Annotated in this window: 24 protein-coding genes and 1 other RNA gene; 20 read left to right on the top strand and 5 right to left on the bottom strand. The window is 43.9% G+C overall.

Annotated elements, in window-relative coordinates:
• The 5 genes from RXV91_RS11245 (at position 1) to nagE (ending at position 7389) form a co-directional block, all read left to right on the top strand.
• Complete coding sequence (locus RXV91_RS11245) at positions 1 to 1287, top strand: O-acetylhomoserine aminocarboxypropyltransferase/cysteine synthase family protein (protein WP_316439922.1); 1287 nt, start codon at positions 1 to 3, stop codon at positions 1285 to 1287.
• Positions 1288 to 1338: 51 nt separating this feature from the next.
• Positions 1339 to 2619: a homoserine dehydrogenase gene (locus RXV91_RS11240; protein ID WP_316439921.1), complete on the top strand. Its 1281-nt coding sequence runs from the start codon at positions 1339 to 1341 to the stop codon at positions 2617 to 2619.
• 149 nt (positions 2620 to 2768) lie between these two features.
• Positions 2769 to 3665, top strand: coding sequence for a DegV family protein (locus RXV91_RS11235; protein WP_316439920.1), 897 nt, complete (start codon positions 2769 to 2771; stop codon positions 3663 to 3665).
• A gap of 571 nt (positions 3666 to 4236) precedes the next feature.
• Entirely contained in the window at positions 4237 to 5211 is a 975-nt protein-coding gene (locus RXV91_RS11230; protein ID WP_316439919.1) for a 2-dehydropantoate 2-reductase, read from the top strand.
• 189 nt (positions 5212 to 5400) lie between these two features.
• Complete coding sequence (nagE, locus tag RXV91_RS11225; protein WP_316439917.1) at positions 5401 to 7389, top strand: N-acetylglucosamine-specific PTS transporter subunit IIBC; 1989 nt, start codon at positions 5401 to 5403, stop codon at positions 7387 to 7389.
• A gap of 188 nt (positions 7390 to 7577) precedes the next feature.
• Here the strand turns inward: nagE and RXV91_RS11220 are convergent, their stop codons facing one another.
• Complete coding sequence (locus tag RXV91_RS11220) at positions 7578 to 7958, bottom strand: VOC family protein (RefSeq protein WP_316439956.1); 381 nt, start codon at positions 7956 to 7958, stop codon at positions 7578 to 7580.
• A gap of 1052 nt (positions 7959 to 9010) precedes the next feature.
• On the opposite strand from RXV91_RS11220, the gene RXV91_RS11215 reads away from it, so the two are divergent.
• A complete protein-coding gene (locus tag RXV91_RS11215; protein ID WP_003642738.1) occupies positions 9011 to 9598 on the top strand; it encodes a GNAT family N-acetyltransferase in 588 nt (195 codons plus the stop codon).
• 84 nt (positions 9599 to 9682) lie between these two features.
• Positions 9683 to 11236, top strand: a complete 1554-nt coding sequence (locus RXV91_RS11210) for an ABC-F family ATP-binding cassette domain-containing protein (protein ID WP_316439916.1) — start codon at positions 9683 to 9685, stop codon at positions 11234 to 11236.
• A gap of 464 nt (positions 11237 to 11700) precedes the next feature.
• Here RXV91_RS11210 and RXV91_RS11205 read toward each other — a convergent pair whose 3' ends face one another.
• Positions 11701 to 12891: a GGDEF domain-containing protein gene (locus RXV91_RS11205; RefSeq protein WP_316439915.1), complete on the bottom strand. Its 1191-nt coding sequence runs from the start codon at positions 12889 to 12891 to the stop codon at positions 11701 to 11703.
• A gap of 223 nt (positions 12892 to 13114) precedes the next feature.
• Between RXV91_RS11205 and RXV91_RS11200 the strand changes: the two genes are divergently transcribed.
• Positions 13115 to 13345 (top strand): hypothetical protein, encoded by a 231-nt coding sequence (locus tag RXV91_RS11200; protein ID WP_316439914.1) that lies wholly within the window; start codon positions 13115 to 13117, stop codon positions 13343 to 13345.
• Positions 13346 to 13359: 14 nt separating this feature from the next.
• Positions 13360 to 13581 (top strand): hypothetical protein, encoded by a 222-nt coding sequence (locus RXV91_RS11195; RefSeq protein WP_316439913.1) that lies wholly within the window; start codon positions 13360 to 13362, stop codon positions 13579 to 13581.
• Between the two features lie 116 nt (positions 13582 to 13697).
• On the opposite strand, the gene RXV91_RS11190 is transcribed toward RXV91_RS11195, so the two are convergent.
• On the bottom strand, positions 13698 to 14165 hold the full coding sequence (locus tag RXV91_RS11190; protein WP_316439912.1) for an Lrp/AsnC family transcriptional regulator: 468 nt from the start codon (positions 14163 to 14165) through the stop codon (positions 13698 to 13700).
• Between the two features lie 202 nt (positions 14166 to 14367).
• On the opposite strand from RXV91_RS11190, the gene RXV91_RS11185 reads away from it, so the two are divergent.
• The 7 genes from RXV91_RS11185 (at position 14368) to RXV91_RS11155 (ending at position 20210) form a co-directional block, all read left to right on the top strand.
• Entirely contained in the window at positions 14368 to 15261 is an 894-nt protein-coding gene (locus RXV91_RS11185) for a C40 family peptidase (RefSeq protein ID WP_316439911.1), read from the top strand.
• A 53-nt stretch (positions 15262 to 15314) separates the two neighbouring features.
• A complete protein-coding gene (locus RXV91_RS11180; protein ID WP_316439910.1) occupies positions 15315 to 16184 on the top strand; it encodes an alpha/beta hydrolase in 870 nt (289 codons plus the stop codon).
• Positions 16185 to 16783: 599 nt separating this feature from the next.
• On the top strand, positions 16784 to 16948 hold the full coding sequence (locus RXV91_RS11175) for a hypothetical protein (RefSeq protein WP_316439909.1): 165 nt from the start codon (positions 16784 to 16786) through the stop codon (positions 16946 to 16948).
• A gap of 58 nt (positions 16949 to 17006) precedes the next feature.
• The gene (locus tag RXV91_RS11170; protein ID WP_316439908.1) at positions 17007 to 17750 is read left to right on the top strand and encodes an NrtR DNA-binding winged helix domain-containing protein; all 744 of its coding nucleotides are present in this window, start codon (positions 17007 to 17009) and stop codon (positions 17748 to 17750) included.
• 104 nt (positions 17751 to 17854) lie between these two features.
• On the top strand, positions 17855 to 19042 hold the full coding sequence (locus tag RXV91_RS11165; RefSeq protein ID WP_316439907.1) for an MFS transporter: 1188 nt from the start codon (positions 17855 to 17857) through the stop codon (positions 19040 to 19042).
• A gap of 214 nt (positions 19043 to 19256) precedes the next feature.
• Positions 19257 to 19574, top strand: a complete 318-nt coding sequence (locus RXV91_RS11160) for a hypothetical protein (protein ID WP_316439906.1) — start codon at positions 19257 to 19259, stop codon at positions 19572 to 19574.
• A gap of 75 nt (positions 19575 to 19649) precedes the next feature.
• A complete protein-coding gene (locus RXV91_RS11155) occupies positions 19650 to 20210 on the top strand; it encodes an ECF transporter S component (RefSeq protein ID WP_316439905.1) in 561 nt (186 codons plus the stop codon).
• Positions 20211 to 20462: 252 nt separating this feature from the next.
• Here the strand turns inward: RXV91_RS11155 and ssrA are convergent.
• Both ssrA and RXV91_RS11145 read right to left on the bottom strand, forming a co-directional pair.
• Positions 20463 to 20834, bottom strand: a transfer-messenger RNA (tmRNA) gene (gene ssrA, locus RXV91_RS11150).
• 85 nt (positions 20835 to 20919) lie between these two features.
• Positions 20920 to 21858 carry a DMT family transporter gene (locus RXV91_RS11145; protein ID WP_316439904.1) on the bottom strand — a complete coding sequence of 313 codons (939 nt, stop codon included), beginning with the start codon at positions 21856 to 21858 and terminating at the stop codon, positions 20920 to 20922.
• A gap of 197 nt (positions 21859 to 22055) precedes the next feature.
• Between RXV91_RS11145 and RXV91_RS11140 the strand changes: the two genes are divergently transcribed.
• The 4 genes from RXV91_RS11140 (at position 22056) to RXV91_RS11125 (ending at position 26303) form a co-directional block, all read left to right on the top strand.
• Positions 22056 to 22325: an ACT domain-containing protein gene (locus tag RXV91_RS11140; RefSeq protein WP_021732672.1), complete on the top strand. Its 270-nt coding sequence runs from the start codon at positions 22056 to 22058 to the stop codon at positions 22323 to 22325.
• A gap of 9 nt (positions 22326 to 22334) precedes the next feature.
• The gene (locus tag RXV91_RS11135) at positions 22335 to 23678 is read left to right on the top strand and encodes a PFL family protein (protein ID WP_316439903.1); all 1344 of its coding nucleotides are present in this window, start codon (positions 22335 to 22337) and stop codon (positions 23676 to 23678) included.
• 376 nt (positions 23679 to 24054) lie between these two features.
• The gene (locus tag RXV91_RS11130; RefSeq protein WP_316439902.1) at positions 24055 to 24783 is read left to right on the top strand and encodes a response regulator transcription factor; all 729 of its coding nucleotides are present in this window, start codon (positions 24055 to 24057) and stop codon (positions 24781 to 24783) included.
• Entirely contained in the window at positions 24780 to 26303 is a 1524-nt protein-coding gene (locus tag RXV91_RS11125) for a HAMP domain-containing sensor histidine kinase (RefSeq protein WP_316439901.1), read from the top strand. Before RXV91_RS11130 ends, RXV91_RS11125 begins: the two co-directional genes overlap by 4 nt.
• Positions 26304 to 26385: the final 82 nt, after the last annotated feature.

Here is a 26385-nt window from a genome sequence, read left to right as displayed (position 1 = left end):
ATGACAACAACGAATCCTGAAAATTACCACTTTGAAACGTTACAAGTCCACGCAGGGCAAACGGTCGATGAAACCGGTGCTCGTGCTGTTCCAATCTATCAGACAACGTCGTACGTCTTTAAGGACGCCAAACAAGCTGCGGGCCGGTTTGCTTTGACTGATGCTGGCAATATTTATACTCGGTTAACCAACCCAACGACCGACGTAGTTGACAAGCGAGTCGCGGCCTTAGAACACGGGACGGCGGGGGTGACGTTGGCAACTGGTTCTGCTGCAATTACGGCCGCAATTTTAAACATTGCACAACAGGGCGATGAAATTGTAGCAGCTAATACCCTGTATGGCGGGACCTATGACTTATTCAGTGTAACGTTGAATAAGTTAGGTATTACAACGCACTTTGTTGATCCAGATGACCCTGCTAACTTTGGAACCGCGATTAATGAGCATACCAAAGCCTTGTACGTTGAAAGTATTGGTAATCCAGGAATTAACCTCGTTGACTTTGAAGCAATTGGTAAAATTGCCCATGACCACGGCATTATTTTCATTGTGGATAATACTTTTGGGACACCCTATTTAGTCCGACCACTTGAACACGGTGCTGACGTGGTCGTGCACTCAGCTACCAAGTTTATTGGTGGACACGGAACGACCATGGGTGGCGTCATTGTCGAAGGTGGGCAGTTCGACTGGCGTGCGAGTGGCAAGTATCCGGACTTTACGGCGCCTGATCCCCAGTATAATGGGTTAGTCTTTGCCGATTTAGGTGGTGCAGCCTTCACGACCAAGGTGCGGGCAGAAACGCTGCGGGATACCGGTGCCACCATCAGTCCATTCAATTCCTTCTTGTTGCTACAAGGATTAGAATCGTTGTCACTGCGGGTGGAACGGCACGTTTCCAATACGCGTAAAATCGTGGCCTTCTTAAAGGCACATCCAAAAGTTGCTTGGATCAACTATCCAGAACTTGAAGATAGCCCGTACCACGACTTAGCAATCAAGTACTTTCCGCATGGAGTCGGGTCCATCTTCACCTTAGGATTAACTGGTGGAGAAGCAGCTGGTAAGGCACTGATCGAACATTTACAACTCTTTTCACTGCTAGCCAATGTTGCCGATGCGAAATCATTAATTATTCATCCAGCCTCAACGACGCATGCGCAGTTGAATGAACAGGAATTATTGGCCGCCGGGGTGACCCCTGATTTGATTCGAATTTCGGTGGGGGTTGAGAATGCGGAGGATCTAATCGCTGATTTGGATCAAGCCTTGGCACAAATTTAGCTGATGATGAATTTGTGCTGATTGAAAGTGAACGAAACGGAGGGTGTTGTAATGACAACGACAATTGAAGTGGGCATGTTAGGGTTAGGAACCGTGGGTAGCGGGGTGGTTGAACGGTTGACCCGCTCAGCAACTAAAATTGAACAAACGCAAGGTATTCGGTTGCACCTAGCAGCAGTTGCCGTTAATCATTTGAATGCCCATCGTTCAGTTCAGTTACCGATTGGCACGCGGCTGACTGATTCATTGACGAACGTTGTTTGTGATCAACAGATTCAGTTGATCATTGAGGTCATGGGAACAGTTGCGACAGCCAAGGCGGCGATTGTAGCGGCGCTTAATCAAGGTAAGGCCGTTGTGACGGCTAATAAAGACTTAATTGCCACGGCCGGGCCTGAATTGGCCGCACTAGCTAAGAAGCGGGGATGTGATTTGTTTTATGAAGCCAGTGTTGCGGGTGGGATTCCCATCTTGCGAACCTTGACGGATAGCTATGCTACGGATAATGTTCAGTCTGTTAGTGGCATTATTAATGGGACTGCTAATTATATTTTAAGTGCCATGACAGCTGGTCAATCTTATGAACAAGCGTTAGCTGCCGCCCAGACGGCCGGTTATGCGGAAGCTGATCCGACTAATGATGTTGCGGGAGTTGATGCGGCCTATAAATTAATGATCCTCAGTCGCTTTGCGTTTGGTCAGGAGCTGACTTTGTCACAAATTCGTCCCGTTGGCATTACGGCGCTGACAGCCGTGGATTGTCAGTTAGCAGCTGAAAATGGTTGGGGCGTTAAATTACTGGCTCAAATCCAGCAGCATGTTACCGGATTATATTGTCGTGTGGCGCCGGTAGCCGTTCCTACTAATCAGTCTTTAAGTCAAATCGATGGTGTTCAAAATGCAATCGTGATCCAGAGTGAGGCTATTGGAACTGGTTTGTACACTGGTCCAGGGGCTGGGAGTACGGCAACGGCCAATAGTGTGCTTAACGATGTTTTAGTGGCGGCTAAGCATCTGATTAGTGACCATCAAGTTGTTCGCAATCCCGAACCAGTTGCACCGTTAACAGTGGCTCGGTTGGACCAGTTAACACAAACGTATCTCGGTTTTAGTACCGTTAGTCAAGAAGAATTGAAGCGCCGCGCTAATGAGGCCGATTTCTCAGTTGAATTCGTCACGGCCAATTGTTATCGGATTGCCGCGTTGTCTGCTGTCCAGCGTGACAAACTACGAGCTGAATTACCGATTAATCTCATTCCGATTGCAAATACCATGGTCTGGCCGCAAACGTCTGAGAATACGATTACAACCCCTGTAAATGTCGCGATTTGAAAAAGAATGCTCAGGTACAGTATACTGTATCTGAGCGTCTTTTTTTGGTGCTGATTTTCCATGGACTTATCATGGCTGATGGACGTGCTAATCGAAGTTAATTAGCGGGACGTGGCAGTTATTTGACTGACACGATGAGGAGTGAAATTATGAAAATTGCGGTGGTGACCGAAAGCTCTGCCAATTTGAGTGCGCAAGCTATAAAAGATTACCAAATTACGGTGGTGAATGATCCAATTATGTTTGGTAATCACGTTTATCATGAAAACGTTGATATTACGACTGATCAGTTTTATCGGTTATTGAAGGTTGAGAAAGATATTCCGACAATTTCTCAAATTTCAATGCCAGAAATGCAAGTGGTTTTTGACCAATTGCAAGCGGCTGGGTATGATCAAATCTTGGTCATTGGCTTGAGTAGTGGTATTAGTGGTTGGATCAATAATTTGAAGACTTATGCGCCGTCAGTCGATGGGATTGACGTGCGGGTGTTTGATTCACGGACGGCCTGTGCTGGTACGGCCAATATGGTGAAGTTAGCGGCGGCCATGGCATTAGCGGGTTACGCGTTAGCTGAAATCTTAACACAGCTAAAGCGCTTGCGGGCAGCAACGACAACCGTCTTAATCGTTAATTCGATGCGACATTTAGTTAAAAATGGCCGGATATATAACAACAGTAGTTTAGCCGGAACGATGGTATTACGGAATAAACCGATTATTACGTTTAACGAGCACGGTAAGATTCAACTCTTAGGTAAGGAGCGAACGTTAAAAAACGCGCAACAGGCTGTCCAAGATGAATTTAGTCAATTTGTGATGACCAGTCAATTGCCGGTTCGACTTGATGTTATTAGTGCTAATGACGCGCAGATTGCGGAAGATTGGGCGAGCGAGTTACGTTATCAATTTCCAGCTGTGCGAGTCAAAACGGGCGTCATCGGTCCTGTCTTAGGCGTCTTGACGGGGGATCACGCACTCGGCATGATTTGGTCGCTTGATTGGAAGCCGTTACTAACGACACTCGATAGTGAACGACGACAATAGGTGGGGCAAGGTTAGTGTTCGTGACCTGTGTCGGATAAGTAGGTCATGTTTTTGAAAAAAGTTTTGCTTTTAAGGTTGACATTCTCTCAAAATGATATTATGGTTATAACATTAAAACTTGATGAAAAGCTATAATGTTTTAAGGAGTAACCGACTTGTAATGCTCAGAAAGTGCCGTTGCTGTGAAGGTGTGATGACAAGTCGTGGAAAGTTAAAGGATTGGCGTGAATTTTACGAGATTCACTGGTTGCACCCATTATTGTGCACACGTTTAGTTGTTGTGAACGTGATGAGTAACCGGATGTGAGTTCGGTTAGCACTAAGGTGGTACCGCGTGTAAACGCCCTTTGAATAATCTGATTGATTATTCAAAGGGCGTTTTTTTCACCAAGTGACACATAGCACTAATTTATTTAAAAAACACATAGTCGTTAAGTAGCTTAGACACATAGTAGTAGGTATAGCGTGGCAACACATAGAGATCGGTCCAGTGGACTAAGATTAGAGACGTCGTGAATTGATGTTTGACGGGTACACACATAGTTGGCAAGATGAAAGGATGGTTTTACTTATGAAATATGGCATTATTGGCGCGGGCGCAATGGGATATCGGTACGGCGTGATGTTACAAGAAAACGCTGGTGTAGACGTTGATTTTATCGATACGTGGGAACCAAACGTAGCGAAGGTCCGCGAGCAAGGCGGCGTTGATGTAGCGCGGGATCATCAGAACCATCACGTTGTTCCCATCAACATTTATTACCCTGAAGAATATCAAGGCCATCCAGATGTCTGGATTGTTTTTAAAAAGCAAATGCAGTTAGCCGATGAACTCAAGCGCGACGCGTCGTTATTTCATGAGGATCAGTACGTTTTTGCTGCAATGAATGGTATGGGGCACTTTGAAAAAATTGCGCAATACTTTCCCGAAGATCACATTATTGGCGGTACTGCCATGATTGCAACGGTCTTAAATGGTCCGGGCGCCGTTGACTTTATGGGACCTAAGGGCAGCGAGGCGATGCACATGAGTAAGTATGTGGGCGTGATTGATGCGACTACTAAGCAAGTGATGGCTGACTTCAAGGCCGCTGATTTAAACCCAATCTGGTCTGATAACTTTATGGGCATGTGCATGTCTAAAGTTGTTTTCAACGCTGTCACTAATAGTTTGTGTACGATGTTTGAAATTCAGATGGGCCAATTCATTGAATATCCGGGCGTTAAGGATATGGCCACCCAGATGTTCAACGAAGCGTATGATGCTTGCGAACGAGCAGGTATTAAACTCATTGAGACACGGCAAGAAGAAATTGATTCGGTTGAAACGGTCAGTCGGGCGTACAAGTACCATTACCCATCAATGTATCAAGACTTCTCAAAGGGGCGGCCAACCGAAGTTGATTATATCAACGGTTACATTGCCAAGATTGGACGGGAACACGACTATGTTTGTCGGGTCCATGAGTTTGTGACCCATGAAGTCCACTTAGCAGAAATGATGCGGCAGTATCGGCACCCGGAAATCCCAGTTACTGAAAAATAAGAATATTAATGAAAAAGTTCTGAAAAATTTCAGAACTTTTTTGGTGGGTAGAAAAACTTAACTTAGTAAGGCTGAAATCGGTTTCTTGTTCATTGGTCTATACATTGAAATGGCCTTGTAAACTTGCAATGAAAACATGTTGTGATAGGATTTATAACGTGCTTAAAAAGAGAACGAGGAGAAATTGGTATGAAGACATATTTTCAAAAAATCGGTCAGTCATTGATGCTGCCGATTGCAACGTTGCCCGCAGCAGCGATTTTGGTTGGGATTGGGAATTACCTGCCAAAACAGTGGCTGTTTGCAAATTACTTGATTCAGGGTGGTAACGTTGTCCTGAATAACTTAGCCTTGCTGTTTGCAGTCGGCTTAGCAATCGGGATGTCAGTCAATAAGGACGGCGCGGCGGCTATTGCCGGTTTGATCGCGTTTGAAGTTCTGGTAACTGTTTTGAAACCGGCAACGTTAGCGACGATGCTGAATGTTAAAGTGAGTCAGATCAATCCAGCATTTAGCGCGTTAGATAACAACGTCTTGATTGGGATTAGTGCGGGATTGATTGCGGCTGCCCTCTATAATCGGTTCCACGAAGTAAAATTACCAATGGCGCTCTCATTCTTTAGTGGTAAACGCCTAGTGCCAATTATGGCTGCTTTCGTGATGTTGATTGTGACGGCGGTACTGTATCTTGTTTGGCCGTTTGTCTACGACGCCATCGTCCTCTTTGCAACGGGAATTTCAAAATTAGGCTTCGTGGGCGCTGGTCTATATGGCTTTTTCAATCGTTTATTGATTCCGACTGGTTTGCACCACGCCCTAAACTCTGTTTTCTGGTATAACGTTGCTGGAATCAATGATATTGGCAATTTCTGGGCTAGCCATGGCGTTAAAGGCATCACCGGAATGTATGAAGCTGGCTTTTTCCCAATTATGATGTTTGGGTTACCCGCGGGTGCGTATGCCATTTATCGTAATGCGCGACCGGAACGGAAAAAAGAAGTCGGTTCGTTGATGTTAGCCGGCGCTTTTGCCTCGTTTTTTACTGGCGTTACTGAACCACTTGAATTCTCATTCATGTTCGTGGCTTGGCCGCTCTATTTATTACACGCTGTTTTTATGGGACTATCATTAGGATTTGCAGCGCTAATGCACTGGACCGCTAGTTTTTCATTTAGTGGTGGGCTAGTGGATTATTTGTTGAGTTTTCGGATGCCACTAGCGAACCAACCGTATATGTTGCTGGTCCAAGGACTAGTGATGGCCGCTATCTATTACTTTGGTTTTGATTTTGCGATTAAACGCTTTAACTTGAAGACACCTGGTCGTGAAGCCGCGACGACTGATGCTGTTGATACGGCTTCACCAGTTAGTCCGGCTGTGGCGATTGCCGCAACGGATGATAAGTATATGCGCCAAGCCAAGCAGATATATGCGGCCATTGGTGGTCATGATAATATTAGTGTAATTAATAACTGTACGACACGGCTGCGATTACAACTTAAGGATACGGAAAAAGTCGATCAGCCGGCCGTAATGGCTGCTGGCGTGCCTGGCTTGAACGTATTGGATGTTCATAGCATTCACATTGTGATTGGCACGGAAGTCCAGTTCGTCGCGGAGGCTTTACAAAAATTATTTTCCGGTCAGGTGGCGACGACCCCAGCACCTGATGCTGAACCACAGACCCCCGGTGAACCGCAAACTGCTACTGTAACGGAGGCACCGGTGACAACGGTCTTACGGGCACCGGCAACGGGACAATTAATGCCGATTAGTGCGGTGGCGGATGAGACGTTTGCTGGTAAACTCTTAGGTGATGGTTACGCGGTTGAACCCGAAGATGGCGAAGTTGTTGCTCCGGTTAGTGGGACAGTGACAAGTGTCTTTCCGACCAAACACGCTATTGGTTTGAAGACGACGAGTGGTTTAGAAGTCTTATTACACATGGGAATCAATACCGTGGAAATGAATGGCACGCCGTTCATACTACACGTCGCAACTGGTGATAAAATTGCGGCTGGTAGCGCAGTAGCGACGGTTGACTTGGCTGCCATCAAGTCAGCTGGTAAAGCGACAACCATGATGGTCGTTATCACCAATATGGATCATGTTAATAAGCTAACCCTTAATTCAACTGGTCATGTGACCAGCGGTGATTTGATTGGCGTAGCTGAATAAGTCATATGCTGTCGACCTCGGGTTTACAGAAAAAGTTCCGCTTAAATCGAAATGATTTAGGCGGAACTTTTTTTGCGTTGCATCAGTCATCGTATCAATTGATGATAGCGAAAGACGCCCAGCGTAACTATTCGGTAGTTTGTAAGTAGTTGTGCTGGGTACCTTTAACTAGTCGTCTTCGTAGCCTTTTAATGATAGTTACTAATCTCAATCAAGTTGTTATCAGGATCGCGAACATACAATGACGTCAACTTTCCGTGGGCACCAGTTCTTTCGACCGGTCCGGCAATAATATCTACGAAATAACTCTTTAAGTGATGCTGAATATCATCAAGATTATCCTTTGCAATCAGGCAAAGGTCCGCACTACCAGGTGTTGGCTTAGTCGCAATAGGTTGATGCGACTGGTCAATAGTCTGAAAATTGATTTTTTGTTTGCCAACTAAGACCGCTTGGCGGTCACCATCGAAGGTCACAATGGGAAGGTCAAATACTTCATGGTAAAAACGTAATGATCGTGCAATGTCAGTAACGGTTAGGGTCAAATGATCGATATCGCGAATATTCACAAGCTCAAATCCCTTCAAAAATAAATTCATTATTAAACGTGTCGTACTCATCAGGTTTGGCATGAATCATGATTAAAACGTATCAGTTAGATTACTGTTCGTCAGTCGTTACGCGTCCTATTCCGACCTCCAGGGCTGGATGACAATTGTAGGGCACTTCAATGTCGATTTGAGCCTGAGCAAAACCCGCCTGGTCTCAAATACGAGTCTTATTCTAAGCCGAAAGCAACCCACTTCCGGCTTAGAATAATTTGGCTACTGAACATTGTCACCCAGCCCCTCCAGTCTCAAGAGTGTGAGGGGCCACAGGATTTAGTGGCACCGAACACGTTTCGGGAACCCGCTCGAATGGCCAGATGAACGGCCACTTAACTTGGTAAAATTTGTCACTGACTATTTTGACACCGGAACCTTAAACGAAACGTTAGGGTTACATTAACCACTTTGTCGAGACATCCGATTATTACTATGGCGCTTGAGGAATGGTGAGCTCCCACAATATTACTTTCAGACTGACAGTTAATTAACAAAATAACAGTTTATAAAAAGCAACGACGAATTCATCAAAAGTTGAGTCCATCTTCGTCTGCCATTCGAATACTTTCCCGACTGGAAGGCGTTTCGGCCAATGCTCAGCGGTGAAATTCCACTTAGCAAGCGTCCTTTGCTTGGTTAGTGGAAGACCAGTATTTAAGACATGGGTTGCGGCTTAAATCTGTGTCAACCGCGTTCCAGCAATTGGCAGAAATGCCTGGAAGTCGGTGTAGGACGCACCTACAAAAAAATTTACGCTAACTCGAACTTTTCCAGCGGGCCTGAGCTGGCTGCTTTTGAACTTAAGAACTGGTACGGTTTAATCATGATGCATGCCAATAATAATGAGTATAAGGCGGTGTTATTCAGTATACCACGATTGATAATGCGACGGACGTGACAGCAGTTGATAACTAACTCAAAAAATAATAACTGTAACCGTTCACACCAGACGCGACTTTTGACAACGCCTGCTTTTCATAGTAATGTAGGTGTTACTATAAGAAGGAGGGCTATTCGTGATAACAATTCGACCAGCCGATCAAGACGACGCGGGCCAGATAGCACCGCTAATTAATATGATTTTTGATGAAATGCAACTTGAGGAACTAGACGACATTCCTGAACCTGACTTAGAGCAGGCCATTACTGCCGCTTACCGGACACCTGATTATTTGTCTGGTAAGGCAACGACGGTAGTGGCCGAGGCCGATGGTCAAGTGGTCGGGGTAGCGTTTGGTTATCCTGACAAAAATGAGGACGCAGTGGACGACGTGTTAGCACGGGTTACTGCGAATAATGATGCGTTTGGTTCAGCATTTGAAGCTGAAGCTGAAAGTTATGAGCACGAATGGTACCTGGATTCGATTGCGGTCGACCCGAATTATCAGGGTCATGGGATTGGTGGGAAGTTACTCGCCGCCCTGCCAAGATACGCGCGACAAGCTGGTCAAAAGCGGATTGGTTTGAACGTTGATATGGCTAATTTAGGAGCGAAGAAGCTCTATGACCGTTATCATTACGAATCGGTAGGCATTAAGCCTATCGGTGATCGGATGTACTTCCATATGCAATATGAACTAGATAAAGACTTGGTGCTAGCTTAGTATCAGGGCTATCGCAACGGGCCTCGTGATATGACGGGGCCCGTTTTAATACGGGTCAAAATGAAAGTGTAGGTTGAAAACAACATGGCTTTACTAGAAGTAACGGATTTATCGCAAAGCTTTGCGGACCGTAAATTATATGACGATGCGAATTTTACGCTGGAACGAGCGGATCATATGGGTATCGTTGGTCAAAACGGGGCGGGGAAGAGTACCCTAATTAAGATTTTAACTGGCCAGATTTTACCATTGTCTGGTCAGATCAAGTGGCAGCGCAACGTTCGAACTGGCTATCTGGATCAATACGCCGATATTCCAGCCGGCATGACGCTATACGCTTTTTTGAAAACGGCATTTCAACGACTGTATGATTTGGATGCACAGATGCAACAACTTTATGCGGATTATGCTGAAAAGATGGATGACCAACTCTTAGAACGTGCTGGTCGAATTCAAGAAAACTTGGAAGCCAATAACTTTTATGATATTGAAACTGAAATGGAACGGGTGATTACTGGACTGGGACTGGACGAAATTGGGCGTGATCATGTGATCAGTGAAATGTCTGGTGGACAACGTTCCAAGATTATTTTAGCTAAGTTATTGCTGGAAAATCCAGATGTGATTATCCTAGATGAACCGACCAACTACTTGGACACGGCACATATTAGTTGGCTTGAAGATTATTTGAATGGTTTTGAAGGTGCTGTCATGGTGATTTCCCATGATTACGATTTCTTGCAGCAGGTGACAAACTGTATTTGTGACGTGGCCTTTGGAAAAATCATTAAGTATCGGGGCGATTTCAAGTCGGCCATGCGTCAAAAAGAAGCTCGCAAGGAAGCCCAACTAAAGGCGTTTGAAAAGCAGCAAGTTGTGATTGAAAAAGCCGAAAAGTTCATTCGCAAGAATAAGGCGGGTTCGAAGTCAACGATGGCCAAGTCACGAGAAAAGATGTTGTCGCATTTAGACCGGGTTGATCCGCCGAGTGAGAATGAACATGCCAAGTTTGCTTTTCCATACCTTGATACGGGGTCACAAAATGCGCTGAGTGTGACTAAGTTATCCGTGGGATACGGTAAGCCATTATTAGAACCGGTGACCTTTACGATGACTAATGGTGAAAAGTTAGCATTTAAGGGCTTTAATGGGGTCGGTAAGTCGACGCTAATTAAATCGATTCTAGGCGTGATTCCGGCGTTAAGTGGGAAATCGAATTTCTCACCATCTGCGAAAATTAATTACTTCAATCAAGATTTGGAATGGGATAATCCACAGTTAACACCGTTGCAGACGATTCAAAACGAATACCCAACGATGTTACCGAAGACAATTCGGACTAAACTAGCGAAGTGTGGCATCAATGCGGCCAATGCGATGAAGCCGATGCACTTACTTAGTGGGGGCGAGCAGACTAAGGTTAAACTGGCCTTACTTGAACTAGTGCCAAGCAATTTCTTGATTATGGACGAACCGACGAATCATTTGGATGATGAGACTAAAGAGGGACTTAAACGAGCGTTACAGGCCTTTCAGGGGAATTTGATTCTAGTTAGCCATGAAAGTAGTTTTGTGAATGGCTGGGTCGATAAAGAATTGAACGTCGAAAAGCTCAGTTTGAAAGAACGTCAAGAATAGCGTTATTAGTTATAGCCCGTGTCTAGGCCGCCAATCAACGGCGACCTAGACACGGGCTGTTTTTAACTATTTGGTTATTGTTGGTGCTGAAGTGTCTAATCAGTTGTTAGCAAGCCGAAGTGAATGATTTTTTGCAAGCCACGAGATTAAACGGCAGTGTACTTTGCTGAGCCATAATTGCACTAGCATTTGGCAAAGATTAATGAGGTTGAGAGAAATTCGTGCCAAAAAGATAAGAGTGATAGTTGCTTGGAACGTACTTTGGCTATGTTTCAGCAATTTTTCTGATTTCCAGAAGTTGGAGTAGGATGCGTACATGCTGATGAATGGCCCATTTTAATCATAATTCATATTAAATAATAACTAGAATAACGCATGTAATGATTAATTGCATCGAAAATAGCACCGTTTGTAAATCCAATACCTGTTGGATTACAAACGGTGCTATTTTAAGACATGCAATATTAATCTACTAATAACTGACTTTCAACGGTTGTCTGGTCGCGTCCGGCTTGTTTGGACTGATAAAGGTAATCATCGACCCGCATGAACCAATCAGTGAAGCGATGGTCAGGGGGTTGTAATTCAGATATACCGATTGAAACTGTGACATCCAACGTCGCTCCATTAAATTTAATGGAAGTGTTTTTTAGTTCGCGTTGCAAAGTACGCATGGTCTGGCCGACTTCTAAGGCCGGGGAACCTCGAAAAATAATGACAAACTCTTCACCACCATAACGGAAGAGTTGACCATGAGTACTGCGCTGACTGAGTTCCAGTTCAAAAAAGTTAGCCACGTGGCGTAATACAGTGTCACCTGCCAAGTGACCGTATTGATCGTTGAAGTGCTTAAAGTGATCAATGTCAAACATGGCCATCGTGATGGGCCCCATGTGCCGTTGCTGGTAGACGTTAAACACTTCATTGGCACTAGTATCAAAACTCGCGCGATTATGAACACCAGTTAACTCATCGTAGTTGACTTGTTGATCAAAAGTTAGGACTTCGTTAAAGAACTTCTGTACCCGATTGACCGCTAGGCGGATCAACCACATGTAAAGAACGAAGGCCATAATGATGATTAGTGTGTGTGCCAATTTGAAAGGATGGACTGACCAAATAATGCCCCACCAGGTTCCGCCGTAAAAAATTTGGAATAGGAGGTATTTCCATTGCGTTGAGTGTAATTCTTGATAGTTATGGGTGATATAGATGACTGTTCCAATCAAGATGATTGTCATTACTATAAAAATGGGCAAGTATTGCGTCGTATGGCCTATCCAGATTGCTTGACCATAAATAAATAGTGGCATTAAAAGATTAATAATTTCAACGGCCAAGTTACGCATGGTATTAAGACTAAAGAGCAAGATGGTCAGCTGGACTGTGGCGTAAGTCCAGCTGATAACACTACCTGAATTTAGGGTGATAAATATTTGTCGTAATAAGATCATGCTGATGAGAACACTTAAGGCCTCAGAACCGTGAGCTAAGACCGTCCAGTAGCGCGTATTACGACGGTGAACTTGTTGCTCTAGGAGATAAGTGAGAATTGTCATTAGGGTGATCAGGCCAATCGTAATAAGGATGACAATTAACATTTTGATATTAAAAAGGTCTTTTCCTAAACTCGATAGCGTAAGTAGTTGTAACACAGTGCGCCCCCATAATTATTGCGTTTAATTAGTTTGTCCTTTAATCATAACACGTTACACAGGTAACTGTTAATACCAGTTTACAAGAATTTTGAAGTTGTTTTGTCATCTTTACTGAAAAATAACTCAGTCTTTACATAAATATGATGATGAAGATTGATTAGATACGGCATACTTGTTAAGTAAGGTTAAATAACATACACAATCAAAAGGAGTTTGGCGTATGATTCACGGGACGTTCTATGGTGTGATACTAATTAGTTTTTTGATCGGTATCAGTGTGCAATGGTATTTTCGTGAATACTTACAGTTATTGATTTTAGGCCACAGTATCGAAGTTTTATTTATGGTGGTATTGGGTTGGTACCAGTTCGGTGTGTTAGTCTTATTGCCACTATTAATTTTGTGGGGATTTGGACTTGGTGTAATTTATGTAATGAATCAATTTGCTTAATGGAGGGCGGTCCAATGAGAAGATGGTTTGTTAGACTGACATTAGGAATGATTATCGGTGCAGTTTTATTTTTATTTAGTTTGGTGGCTGTACATTGGTTTGGTTCATTATTATGGGGAGGTGTGCTTTTAGGCGGCAGTCTATTAGTCGGCTGTAATATTGGTCTAGAGGCTTTGAAGCGGCATTATCAAGTGATCACTCCGCAAGCAATTTTTCGTTTATTAAATTGGTCTTAAATTTAACACTAGCCTTTGTTTAATGAAAGCAGTCACCTTGGTTGACTTATATATTGATTCTAAATAGGCATCCCGAGAATGGTTTTCGGGATGCCTATTTAAGCTTGGTTGAGTGCCTATTGATGATTGATTTTGGTCATATCATGATCATCTGGTAATTTCAGTCCACGATTGGGGACGCTAGTAGAGAAGACAATCTGAGTACTCGTCTTGCCAAAGGTTTGTAATTGGTTGACGAACTCATCTAAGGCTTGGGTTGATTCAAAAACCACCTTCAAAATTTGCGAGTATTCGCCCGTCACACAATCGCATTCCAAAATGTTTGGAATGCCAGCAACAAATGGGTAAAAACGTTCCTTTTGAGTGGGCTCTAGTTGCAATTGAATGTAAGCTTTAATATGGTAATTAAGTTTTTCAAAGTTGAGATTGGCCTGGTAGTCACGAATGATGCCACTTTTCTTCAGGCGGGTAATCCGTGCGGAGATTGCAGGTGAAGAAATGAAGCATTGATCGGCGAGCGCTTTTAGTGAGATGCGTGCGTCGGCCTGCAAGGCGTTCAAAATCTTCAAATCGGTCTTATCCATCGTCAAAACGCCTCCTAAGTAATTATTAGTATCATAGCATACTTTCACAGTGTTTTTTAATATTTGACGTAAAGTTTCTATTGAAAGGATAGCTTCTTAACGTGCCGGTGGTGGTGAGCTGGCCTAGTAAGCTCAAGATTATAGCAAGGTATACAGACGTCACTAAGGAGATATGGTAAACTAAAAAAATGAGGTGACTAGAATGCAAACAACACGGATCATTGCTGCTGTGGCGAATGTGTGGCGGCAACCTGAGAATATCGCAATCGATACGTTAGCGTTGGTTAATACTGGCCTACAACCGTGGTTAGCACAATTAACAGATGCAGATACTGTAACGTTGGAACGGAACAATCGTATCGTGACACAGGCGCTATTCAATGATGTCTTTTTAGTGGAGCGATTTGTTAATGGATGGGCGTACGGCTATGTTCTTGATCAGACGGATAATCGTCATCCGCAGGGGTATCCAGGATGGGTGTGGGCGTCACAACTGTCAACTGTCCCATTGCCAGTTGTGACTGGTCCCACTGTAACTGTTCGGCGGGGATTTACCCCGTTGCTTCGATTAGACGGGCGGACGTTATTAACACTCAGTCTTGGAACTGAATTACCTGTCATTAGTAGTAAGGATCATCGTTATTATACGGTACAGACAGCGCTAGGAACGGGCAAGATTGCCAAACGCGCAACTCAGTTTACATTTAAGACAGCCAATTTGACTCGTGGTGCTATCCTAGTACGTTTAGGAGAAGAATTCTTGGATTTACGGTACTTGTGGGGTGGTGCTAGTGCGTATGGATTTGATTGTTCGGGCTTTGTCTACAGCTTGCACCGAAGTTTAGGGATACGATTACCACGGGATGCTCAAGATCAGATTGGGCAAGGGGGCGTGATTGACTTGGCAGATGCGCAACCTGGTGACTTATGCTTCTTTGCCCATGACCATGGACATGGTTCAGTTCACCACGTTGCCTTATATGCGGGTGACGGCTGGCTATTGCACGCACCAACACCAGGTAAGCATGTGACCTACTTACAACTAGCAAGTACTTATTTACAAGATGAGCTGGTCGTGGTTAAGCGAAATTGGTAATATCAGCGTGATTAATTGAATGTAATAAACTTAGAATTAATGAGGCGAACAAAGTGAAGCAAATCAGATGGTGGTTGATGGCACTATTATTAGTCGTTGGTTTAGCCGGTTGTGGTACGCAGCCGACGACCAATAAGCAGCAAACGGACCGTCAGACAACTAGTACTAAAAAAGCGTCACCATACGTGGATCGTCAGCGCCCGACATTTTACGTTCATGGTTTCCAAGGTAGCGCGAAGTCAACAAATACGCTGATTGCACATGCTGAGCAAACGGCCCATGCCCATAAGGTGTTGGTGGCGATGGCCAGCACGAGCGGTCAAGTAACGTTAACCGGTCACTGGAACGGTCGGGTGCGCAATCCGATTATTCAAGTCGTGTTTAAGAATAATTTGGCGCAGTATGATCAGCAGAGTGCTTGGCTAGCGAAGGTCATTACGACCGTTCAGCAACAGCATGCGTTTAAAACATATAATATCGTGGCTCATTCGGCCGGTTGTGTTGCCAGTATCAATATGTTAATGACACAACAGCCGACTAATTTTCCGAAAATCAGTAAGTTGGTTACGATTGCGGGTCCGTTTGATGGGGTGGTTGGTGAGGATGATGTTGCCAATCAGAACTCATTCTTGGCTTCTGGACAACCAAAATATTTACACGCGGCTTATGAATTATTGGCAGCCAAGCGAACCAATTTTCCCAAAAACGTACAATTATTGAATATTGTGGGCACATTGAATGATGGGAGTCATTCGGATAGCTTGGTCACCAATGTTTCAGCGCGCTCTATCAAGTATTTGTTGCGTGGTCGTCGTGTTGACTATATAGAAAAGAATTTTTATGGGGCCCACGCTCAGCATAGTCAGTTACACGAGAATGCTAAGGTAGCACTGGCCATTGATCGGTATTTATGGCATCGATAGTGTTTAGGGACGTCTTGACTAATAGTAGATCGTCTAGTGGCGAACGATTAGGTCTGATCTGAATTCTAGACCACATATAACTAATCATGATGGTGGTCACTAAAGAAGCACATCAAGCATTTGTTCATACTTGATGTGCTTCTTTAGTCGTTGCTAATCCGTTATTATCTGTAAACAAGGTGGACGAATACAGAACTATAGAAGGAATAGAATATAAGCCGTTCGAATAAGGTGGTACAACGCATATAGGGTAATTAAATAGACAATCGAGATACCGCCATATACGGCATATTTATAATTGCGCATGAAAAAACCTCCCTTATTAAATTACCTTAAGTTTAAAGCCAACACCTTATTTACACAATGCAAACGCCTTCATTAACCGGATAAAGTTAAAAACACTAAAATCAGAGGCATTCTGTTAGCGCTAATGGGTGAAATATGATAAAGTTATATATCAGCTCGGGGGATTTCACGCTGTCGAACTGAATTAACTTTGGATTTTGAATAAATTAATTTTTTGTATCACGTACTTGCCCCAGTATTTAGTATTAGAATTATTTACAAATTTCCTGAGCATTAGGAAAGGATGTAATTCAATGCGCGTTACCATTAATCGCGGTCAAGAGGTCTATTCTGATATACCATTAATGACCGCCCGACATCGCTATATCAAAGCGGATGTCTGGGAAATAAAAAAAGCAATTATTGAAAAGTCAGCTATTAACGGTTGGACAGTTCAAGCGTTGCAAGCAATGAATTAAAAAATAATCAACGGCCACGGCAGATGCCAGTGGCCGTTTTTGTAGGAGGTCGATTTGGATGGAACAACCAATCAATCAACGGCCGCTGATTAGTATTACTAATGTTATTTGGAGTTTTGATGTTGTGACCAAACAGCTGTTAGTCTTACTTGTTCAGCGTGATCACGCACCATTTGAGGATACATGGGGGTTACCAACCACGTATTTACGAATGGATGAGAGTGCCGATGAAGCAGCGTTACGGCTAGTTCGTGAAAAATTAGGTGTTCAGCTTGAACAATTCCATACGGAACAATTGGGAACGTTCACTGCCGTTGATCGGGTTCCAGGTGAACGCTCATTAGCTTTGACGTATATGGTCTATCTACCGGTCAAGCCAGAACTCGTGCCCGGTTATGGTGCCCGGGACGTCAAGTGGTTTGCGGTTACTCCCCGGGTAGATCGTGATGATCTCGTGGCGGACGGTCTGGCGTTTGCCGGTGTTATTGATTCACAGACTGAGCGGGATTTCTATCAACATTCGGCAAAACAATCATTAACAGCTGACCATGGTCTAATCTTAAAAACAGCTTTGCAACGCTTACGTAATCGTCTTGATTATGCACCAACGATCTTATTAGTGTTGGGCGACCAGTTTACGCTTAAACAGGCTCGTGAATTGTATGCGATTTTGTTGCGGCAGCCAGTTGCAACTATTGATAATTCTAACTTTCGTAAAACGCATGTTCATTTATTTACGGAAGTCGGTACTGCTCGTCCTAGTTCTTCTGGACGGCCGGCTAAGGTTTATCGACTGAAGTAGGTCAGTTGACACAGCATACCTAGTATGCTACTTTTATAACACCATAAAGGTAAAAAATACCTAAATATGATATTACGATTTGGGAAATTTGGGGGAGTATTTAAATGGATGAAGATAAGACAACTGGGTCTAAGCTGTTATGGGTAATTGGAACGGCCTGGTTATTTGATGCACTCGATGTGGCCCTGTTATCATTTGTGATGCCTGTTATCAAAGTAAGTTGGCAGTTGACGGCTGGACAGTTGGGGGCGGTCAGTGCGGTAACCTCACTGGGCATGATGATTGGTGCGCTGGGATGCGGTTACTTAGCGGACAAGTGGGGACGTAAGCCGGTCCTAATTGGAACGTTATTATTATTTTCACTAGGTAACTTGTTGCTAACAGTAACGCCTAATGTTGAATGGTTCCTGATTGTCCGCTTAATTACCGGAATCGGTCTAGGTGGTGAGTTACCGGTGGCTGCAACCATTATCGCTGATCACTTTACGGGGACGCAACGCTCACGGATGCTAGTCCTCGTGGATAGTTTTTGGGCATTCGGCTGGATTGTCGCGGCGCTGCTATCTTTCTTAATCATGCCGCACATTGGTTGGCGCTTGACGGTCCTGATTACGGCCTTGATGGGTTTGTATGCGTTACTAATGCGGCGACATTTACCAGTGGAACAGGGACGCCAGCAGTCGGAGAAAATTGCCTTTGGACAGGCTTTACGTCGAGTGTGGTCGGTTGAATATCGTCGTTCAACGATTTGTCTCAGCATTTTGTGGTTTGTGATCATGTTTGCTTACTATGGCATGTTTCTTTGGTTACCAAGCGTTTTAGTTCTACGTGGATTTTCATTAGTTCATGGTTTTGGGTATACCGTCTTAATGAGTTTAGCTCAGCTTCCAGGTTATTATTTAGCAGCTTGGTTGATTGGCGTCGTTAAACGTAAAGTGGTTTTGACAACGTATTTGCTTGGAACAGTCGTTAGTGCTGCGGCGTTTGGAATGGCCAATAATCCGGTGATGATTATTATTAGTGGTGCGTGGTTGTCGTTCTTTACGCTAGGTGCGTGGGGAATTATGATTGCCTTCACGCCGGGGCAGTTTGCACCAGTAGTTCGGGGAATCGGAATGGGATTTGCACAGTCGATTGGACGGATTGGTGCGACGATTGGTCCATTCTTAGTGGGGGCATTGATGGCAATTGGTTTTGGCATTACTGCCATTTTTATGGTGTTCGTGGCTGTGTTACTACTTGGTATCGGTGTGCTGTTATTGGGATTACCTAACCAAGAACACGCCAATTGAAGAGTAAGTGACCGATATAAATTAAATCGTAAGTTAAATTTACTTATACTATCTGGAACGATAGTGTGATTGCTATGACTGAATTCGAATTGATTTGCCCTGATAATAATTTTTGTTAAATGTAAATGAGCTCAATGGTGACGCGGCTTTGGGGGTGTCATTCGTTGCGAAGTCGATGCTAAACTCCTATGATTACAGCGAGGAGTTGAGGAAGATGGCAAAGACAAAAACACGGACGTTTTACCCCAATGAACGGTTAAGTGCCCAACTTGTGTTGGCAAAGCGGGCCGCCGAAATTCGAAACGATATTGTATTAGCAAAACTCGTTGCGCGGGCTCGTCAGCGGCTTAATCACAGTGGCGATATTGTTGTTATTGCGCATCAAATTGCGGTTGATTTGGGTTATTATTTAGTCTGTCATCAATATGAGATGCCCCGGGCGGCTTACGATTTGCTTGCCATAGCCTATGAAGTAAGTGTTGACGTGCCAGAAGCTGCCACGATTATTGAGTTACCACAACGAAAGAATTAGACTAGGACTATTATTTGCACTAAAAATATATTAGAATATAATGATAAAAAGATGTGCATGATTGGAGGAAATTGAATGGGAAGGTCTGAACAATTAAAAAAACTCGTCTTTGCAGGGTTGTTTGCAGCCATTATTTTTATTGGTATCAGTGTATTGCGAATTCCGTTACCCGCAATTGTTGGACGGCCATTTATTCATTTTGGTAACATTCTTACAGTACTAGCAGTGATGTTACTTGGCTTTGGGTATGGAGCTACGGCTGGTGCTGTGGGACTTGGGTTATTTGATATTTTGAATGGCTATGCCGCGACCTCGTGGCTAACCATTATTGAAGCCATTATTTTAGCCGCGATGGTTAATCTGAGTTTTAAATCAATTGGCTATCGTGAAGACCGCATCGGTCGGCTTTACTGGGTTTCTTTGGTGGCGGGGCTCACAAAAATTGTTACTTCATGGTGTACAGGCGTGATTGAAGCTTTAATGGTGGGGACGACGCTCAAGGTTGCCATGATTGGGTCCTTTACAAGTTTACTGGCTGCGACCATCAACGCGGTGGCCTGTATCATTATTGTGCCATTACTTTACCGGATTTTAGTACGAATCGGTTTTGATCGGCAGCGAGTTGGGACGGTCTAGCTTAATATAGTGAATATGAGAAGGTTACTCGAAACGAATCCATTCGTTTCAAGTAACCTTTTTTATATCGCAATTTGAAATTTAAGTACAACATAGTGTGATCAACTAACTGGCAATTGAACACTGAATTGCTAGTTAGTTAGTGCAATGAGGAACGTCTGAAAAGCAATCAGTATCTTAGCGTTATTTTAATATAATAAAAACCCGCTACCTAATTGGCAGCGGATCAAGTTGAACATCGGGTAATACTGGTAATGGAGATGGCGAGAGTCGAACTCGCGTCCAAGCATATTGCCCCTCGGATATCTACGCTCATATTCATACTATTTAAATTTCACCATTGCAAACGCCGTATGTCAGGGCACCCAGCAATGACTAACCTGATTAATCTCTTCTCGCAACTCCAGGTGGAAGCTTTGAGCGTCAGTCCACTAAATTTAGGACCCAGATCCAGAACATGGACGATCCTGGGAGGATCTACGTTAAGCGCTTATTAGGCAGCTAAAGCGTAAGAATTGTTATTATTTTTTGCAGTTATAATTTAAACTGAGCGTTTTTACGTAGACGCAACCTACGAAGCGCAATCCGAACTCAAACTATACCTGTCGAATCCAGAACATCCCCAAATTCAACAATCCCAGTTTAGCATAGCTCGGCAGTTCTGCCAACTATTCTGTCTAATGAGGGTAAAACAATGAGTCATGCAAACTTAAGATGAAGAGTGTGCTCGGTGACGCCGTAAGAAGTTCAGCATTTTATGGGTATTCATCGAAAGTGCCATAACTGCCAAGATAATTAGTAAGCCGCCCACAAAATCAAAGTTGGTTAGTTGAACATTTAGAAAAGTAATCGAGAAGACCGTAGCGGCTAAGGGTTCAAAGGCGTCCATTAAACTGGCTGTTGTTGGCAAAATGTCGCTCAAACTACGGGCAAACATTAAGAAGGGGGCCACTGTTCCTAACAGAATAATGATGATTAGTAAACCTAATTGAGACCAAGTAATTGTCAGATGGACACGCCACATGGGTTGTAACAATGTCAGAAAGATACCCGCAATGAGTAGTCCCCATCCAGTGACAGTCAAAGCACCATACTTAGGCAAAATTGTCCGTGGAATCAAGGTATTAGTAGCAACGCCAATTGCGGATAAGCCACCCCAGAACAAGACAACTGGGGAAATTGCCAAACTATTCAAATGACCGTGAGTCACAATCAGTAATGTGCCGATAAAGGCCATGATCATCCCAATCAATTCGATCCGACTAGGGGCCACGTGCTTAAATAGGAAAAAGTAGATACTGATAATAAATGGGCCTAGAAATTGAATAATCGTGGCAATTGGTGCATTACCGGCACGGACAGCTTCAAAATAACATAGTTGAACCGGAATGAGCCCCAATAAGCCATAACTAACCGCTGTCCAGGCGGCGTGGCGATGCTGCCAAATCTGAAAAGGATGTTTGCCAGCCAGCAGTCCCCAGATGATCAAGATTAGGCCGGCGCTAATCATACGGACTTGTGTCAACCACATTGCCGTCAGGTGTTGATTATTGATGAAGAGGGTGCTCGCGGCAACACCAGAAATGCCCCACAGAATACAGGCGCTACTGGCGAGCAAGATGCCCCGTAAATGATGTTGTTGTGTCAAGTTGCGACTCCTCTCTAAAACGATAAGCATTTTTCATTATAGCAAAACTTGGTCTGTGAACCCACGTTTATGAGGAAGATTTTATTATTCTCATTGGTTACTACATTAACGAAGAAACGAGTGCGTTTCATGAGAGCTCATGCTATGATATGAACAATTACACGCAAGTAACTATGCGTCTAGCGGAGGGTATGAAGATGAAAGCAATTATTACCGTTGTTGGACAGGATCAGATTGGAATTGTCGCCAAAGTAGCAAACGAATTAGCACGCTTGAAGATGAACATTGTCGATATTTCCCAGACATTGATGGATCATAACTTTACCATGATGTTGTCAGCGGAGTGGGATGACCAACAGCTGAGTTTTGCAGCAGCTAAGAAGGCATTGGAAACGCTGGGTGAGGCATCCGCGTTAACTATTCGGATTCAGCGGCAAGCAGTTTTTGACGCGATTCAGAAATTATAGGAGGTTACCATGGAAAGTCGTTCAATTTTAGAGACCATTCAAATGGTGGCTGAAGAAAATCTTGATATTCGCACGATTACAATGGGGATTTCATTATTCGATTGTATTGACAGTGATGGTGAGCGGGCTCGCCAGAAGATCTATGACAAAATTACGAGTAGCGCCAAAGACCTAGTTAAAGTGGCTACTCAAATTCAAGAAGAGTACGGGATTCCAATCATTAATAAACGGATTGCAGTGACCCCCATCGCCTTGATTGCGGCCGCCAGCCAAGATCACGACTATGTCGCATACGCGGTGACTATGGAGCGAGCAGCACAAGCACTAGGTGTTGACCTGATTGGAGGTTTCTCAGCGTTGGTTCAGAAAGGGTATCAAAGTGGGGATCGCAAGCTCATTGCATCAATTCCTGCTGCGTTAGCTGCCACGAGCCGAGTTTGTAGTTCGGTTAATGTTGGGTCAACACGGGCCGGCATCAACTTGGATGCAGTCGGTGAAATGGGTCATATCATTAAGCAGATTGCGGCCGATGATCCAGTCAATTGCATGAGCTTAGTCGTCTTTGCCAATGCGGTCGATGATAATCCATTCATGGCCGGTGCTTTTCATGGTGTTGGTGAGGCAGATCGTGTCATTAACGTTGGAATTAGTGGTCCTGGTGTGGTGAAGCGGGCTTTGGAAGAAGTTCGGGGACAGTCGATCGACGTGGTTTCGGAACAAATCAAGAAGACAGCGTTTAAAGTGACGCGGATGGGCCAATTTGTAGGTACGATTGCGTCTGAACGATTGCACGTACCTTTTGGTATTGTGGACTTGTCACTAGCGCCAACACCTAACGAGGGTGATTCGGTCGCTGAGATTCTGGAAGAAATTGGGTTGGAAAGTGTTGGTGCGCCAGGAACTACCGCAGCATTGGCTTTATTGAACGATGCCGTGAAAAAGGGTGGTGTGATGGCCTGCGAACATGTCGGTGGGTTGTCTGGTGCGTTTATTCCAGTTTCTGAAGATGCCGAGATGATTCGCGCGGTCAGTGCTGGTCGCTTAAATATTGAAAAGTTGGAAGCGATGACGGCGGTCTGCTCAGTTGGTCTGGATATGATTGCGGTTCCCGGTGATACTAGTGCCGCTACTATCAGTGGCATGATTGCGGATGAAGCTGCAATTGGGATGATCAACAATAAAACGACGGCGGTGCGGGTCATTCCAGCAACTGGTAAAGGTGTTGGCGATGTGGTTGAATTTGGTGGCTTATTTGGCCGGGCACCAGTTATGCCGGTTAATACTAATCAACCAACAGCCTTCATTAAACGTGGTGGTCATATTCCAGCACCCATCCACTCGTTTAAAAACTAAAAAGGATTGTTTTAGTGGGCTTTCGTCAGCGTACCTTATACCTAACGGATTGGTCTGAATGGTTGGTTAGATGGGCTCATCAATAAGTAAACGGAACACAGATTTTCTAATCATGGTGAATGGTAGAAGATTTGTGTTTTTGTTTTAGAACGTTATTAAGTGAGTGGAGTTTGTTGGCATAGATACTAATAGAGAAACGATGCACTTAATTGTCGGATGACACAGTTATTTCACAAAGCGTGCACGATTTGGTATTAATTTGTTGTTATACTAAACCTGAATCCTAGCGCGAAGTAGGGTATGATAATAGTAGGTTAATAAATGATGATTAATCAATAAAGTTAGCAATCGTAATTAACTTGGAGGACGTTGTACTATGAAATTATTAATGATTGAAGATAATAAGTCGGTCTCTGAAATGATGGCCATGTTTTTTAAGAAGGAAAAGTGGGATGCCCACTTTGCTTATGATGGTAATGAAGCAGTCGAAATGTTTAACGAAGATGTCAATGGCTGGGATATGGTGACCCTTGATTTGAATCTACCTGGTAAAGATGGCATGCAAGTTAGTGCGGATATTCGCAAAGCTTCACCAACTGTACCAATTATCATGTTGACAGCACGTGACTCGGAAAGTGACCAAGTACTCGGGTTAGAAATGGGAGCTGATGATTATGTGACCAAGCCGTTTTCACCGATTACGTTGATTGCCCGGATCAAGGCGCTACACCGGCGCGCTGATCTATCGAAGACGACGCCAGCTGAGCAACCAGCCAACGTGGTTAGTTCTTTTGATGTTCAGACGGATCATTTTAAACTCAACACTAAGACACGAGAGGCTTATTTAGCAGGCAAGCAAATTCAGGATCTGACACCTAAGGAGTTTGACCTACTCAAGACTTTAGCACAGAAGCCACGCCAGGTCTTCTCACGCGAGCAGTTATTACAACTCGTTTGGGATTACGAATATTATGGTGACGAACGAACCGTTGATGCACATATTAAAAAGTTACGGCAAAAGATTGAAAAGGCCGGACCACAAATTATTCAGACGGTTTGGGGGGTTGGCTACAAGTTTGATGATAGTGGAGTTGACGTTCAATGAAGTTGATTTATCAACAAATGCTGGCGTTCTTTGCCGTTATCATTACGGTGATTGTGGTTCTCGGGTTCTCATTTATTCGGACGACTAGGACGATGCTTTATCAAAATTCTTGGCAGCAATTACAACAGTACGCCGCGAGTATTGAAAAAGAAGCAATTCGTTATAATACGAAGACCAATCAAGTCGTGGGATTTAACCAACAATTTCTAAATGATGGCACGGTTATTTTACGCGATCAGCACATTCATTTTTCAGTCTATGATGCTAATAAGACCTTGGTCTATCCTAGCGGCGTGGGGACAGCGATGGACAGTGCTCCTGGGGGTTCGGTCTATGACCCTAAGATTTCGGCCAAGGATTGGAAAAAGCTCAAGCAGAATAAGATTATTACACAAGCGCCCCATGTTACGTTTCGGTCGCGTAATCACAATCAACCAGTGAATACGCCATCGTTGCGGACGATTGACGTGCTAGTGCCACTTTTCTATAAGAATGGATCGACTAAGAAATTTGTTGGAGCAATTTCAATTGGTTCGTTTGAACAAACGTTACAAGCGAGCGAACAACAGATTGAAAAAAATTTGTTCATCGCATTGTTAGTTTCAGGAATTGCGGCGCTACTATTGAGTTATATCTTAGCGCGTTATTCGGTTCGCCGAATCAACCGGCTACGTTATGCCACTCATTCCGTTGCTAACGGTGATTTCGATATTCAAGTGGATAGTAATCACAAAGATGAGATTGATGATTTAGCGGATGACTTTAACGGCATGGTCAACTCGTTAAAAACCTCTAATGAAGAAATTAAGCGGCAGGAAAAACGGCGCCGGGAGTTCATGGCGGATGCGGCGCATGAGATGCGGACACCGTTGACCACGATTAATGGCATTTTGGAAGGATTGGCTTATGATGCGATTCCAGAAGAAGACAAGGGTCATTCGATTGAGTTGATGCAAAACGAGACGAAGCGGCTGATTCGACTAGTTAATGAGAATTTAGACTACGAAAAAATTCGAACCGGACAGATTGCTTTAAATAAGACCAATTTTGATGGTGCCGAAGTTTTGCACAACTTAGTTGAACAACTCACAAAGAAGGCGGCAGCCGCTGATGATCAATTTAAACTGACTGTTCCTGAGAAGTTACCAGTGTGGGCGGACTACGATCGATTTGTTCAAGTCCTGTTCAACATCATGCAAAATGCCATTCAATTTTCGCAAGCTAACGTGATTGAAGTAACGGCTAGCCGGACAGATCACGCAACAGTCGTGGCGATTCAAGACCATGGGATTGGCATGACACCAGATCAGGTCAAGAATATTTGGGAGCGGTACTATAAAGCCGATCCATCACGAAAAAACACAAAGTACGGTGAATCAGGTTTAGGACTTGCTATCTCACACCAATTGGTCCAACAACATGGTGGGGCGATCAAGGTGGATAGTGTAGAAAATGAAGGAACGTGTTTTACCGTCACTTTTCCAGATGAAGGTTTTGATAAGCCGATTATTGATGATTAATGTGGCGCTTTGAAAAGCGTGATTAAATAGGTGACCGGGTTTTGAGATTGCATTGATCTTAAAACCCGGTTTTGTTAATGCG

Source organism: Lactiplantibacillus sp. DA1 (assembly GCF_032681335.1).
In the GTDB taxonomy this organism is placed as follows: domain Bacteria; phylum Bacillota; class Bacilli; order Lactobacillales; family Lactobacillaceae; genus Lactiplantibacillus.
Note: the sequence above shows the minus strand (reverse complement) of the source record. Positions and strands in the feature narration are given on the sequence as shown.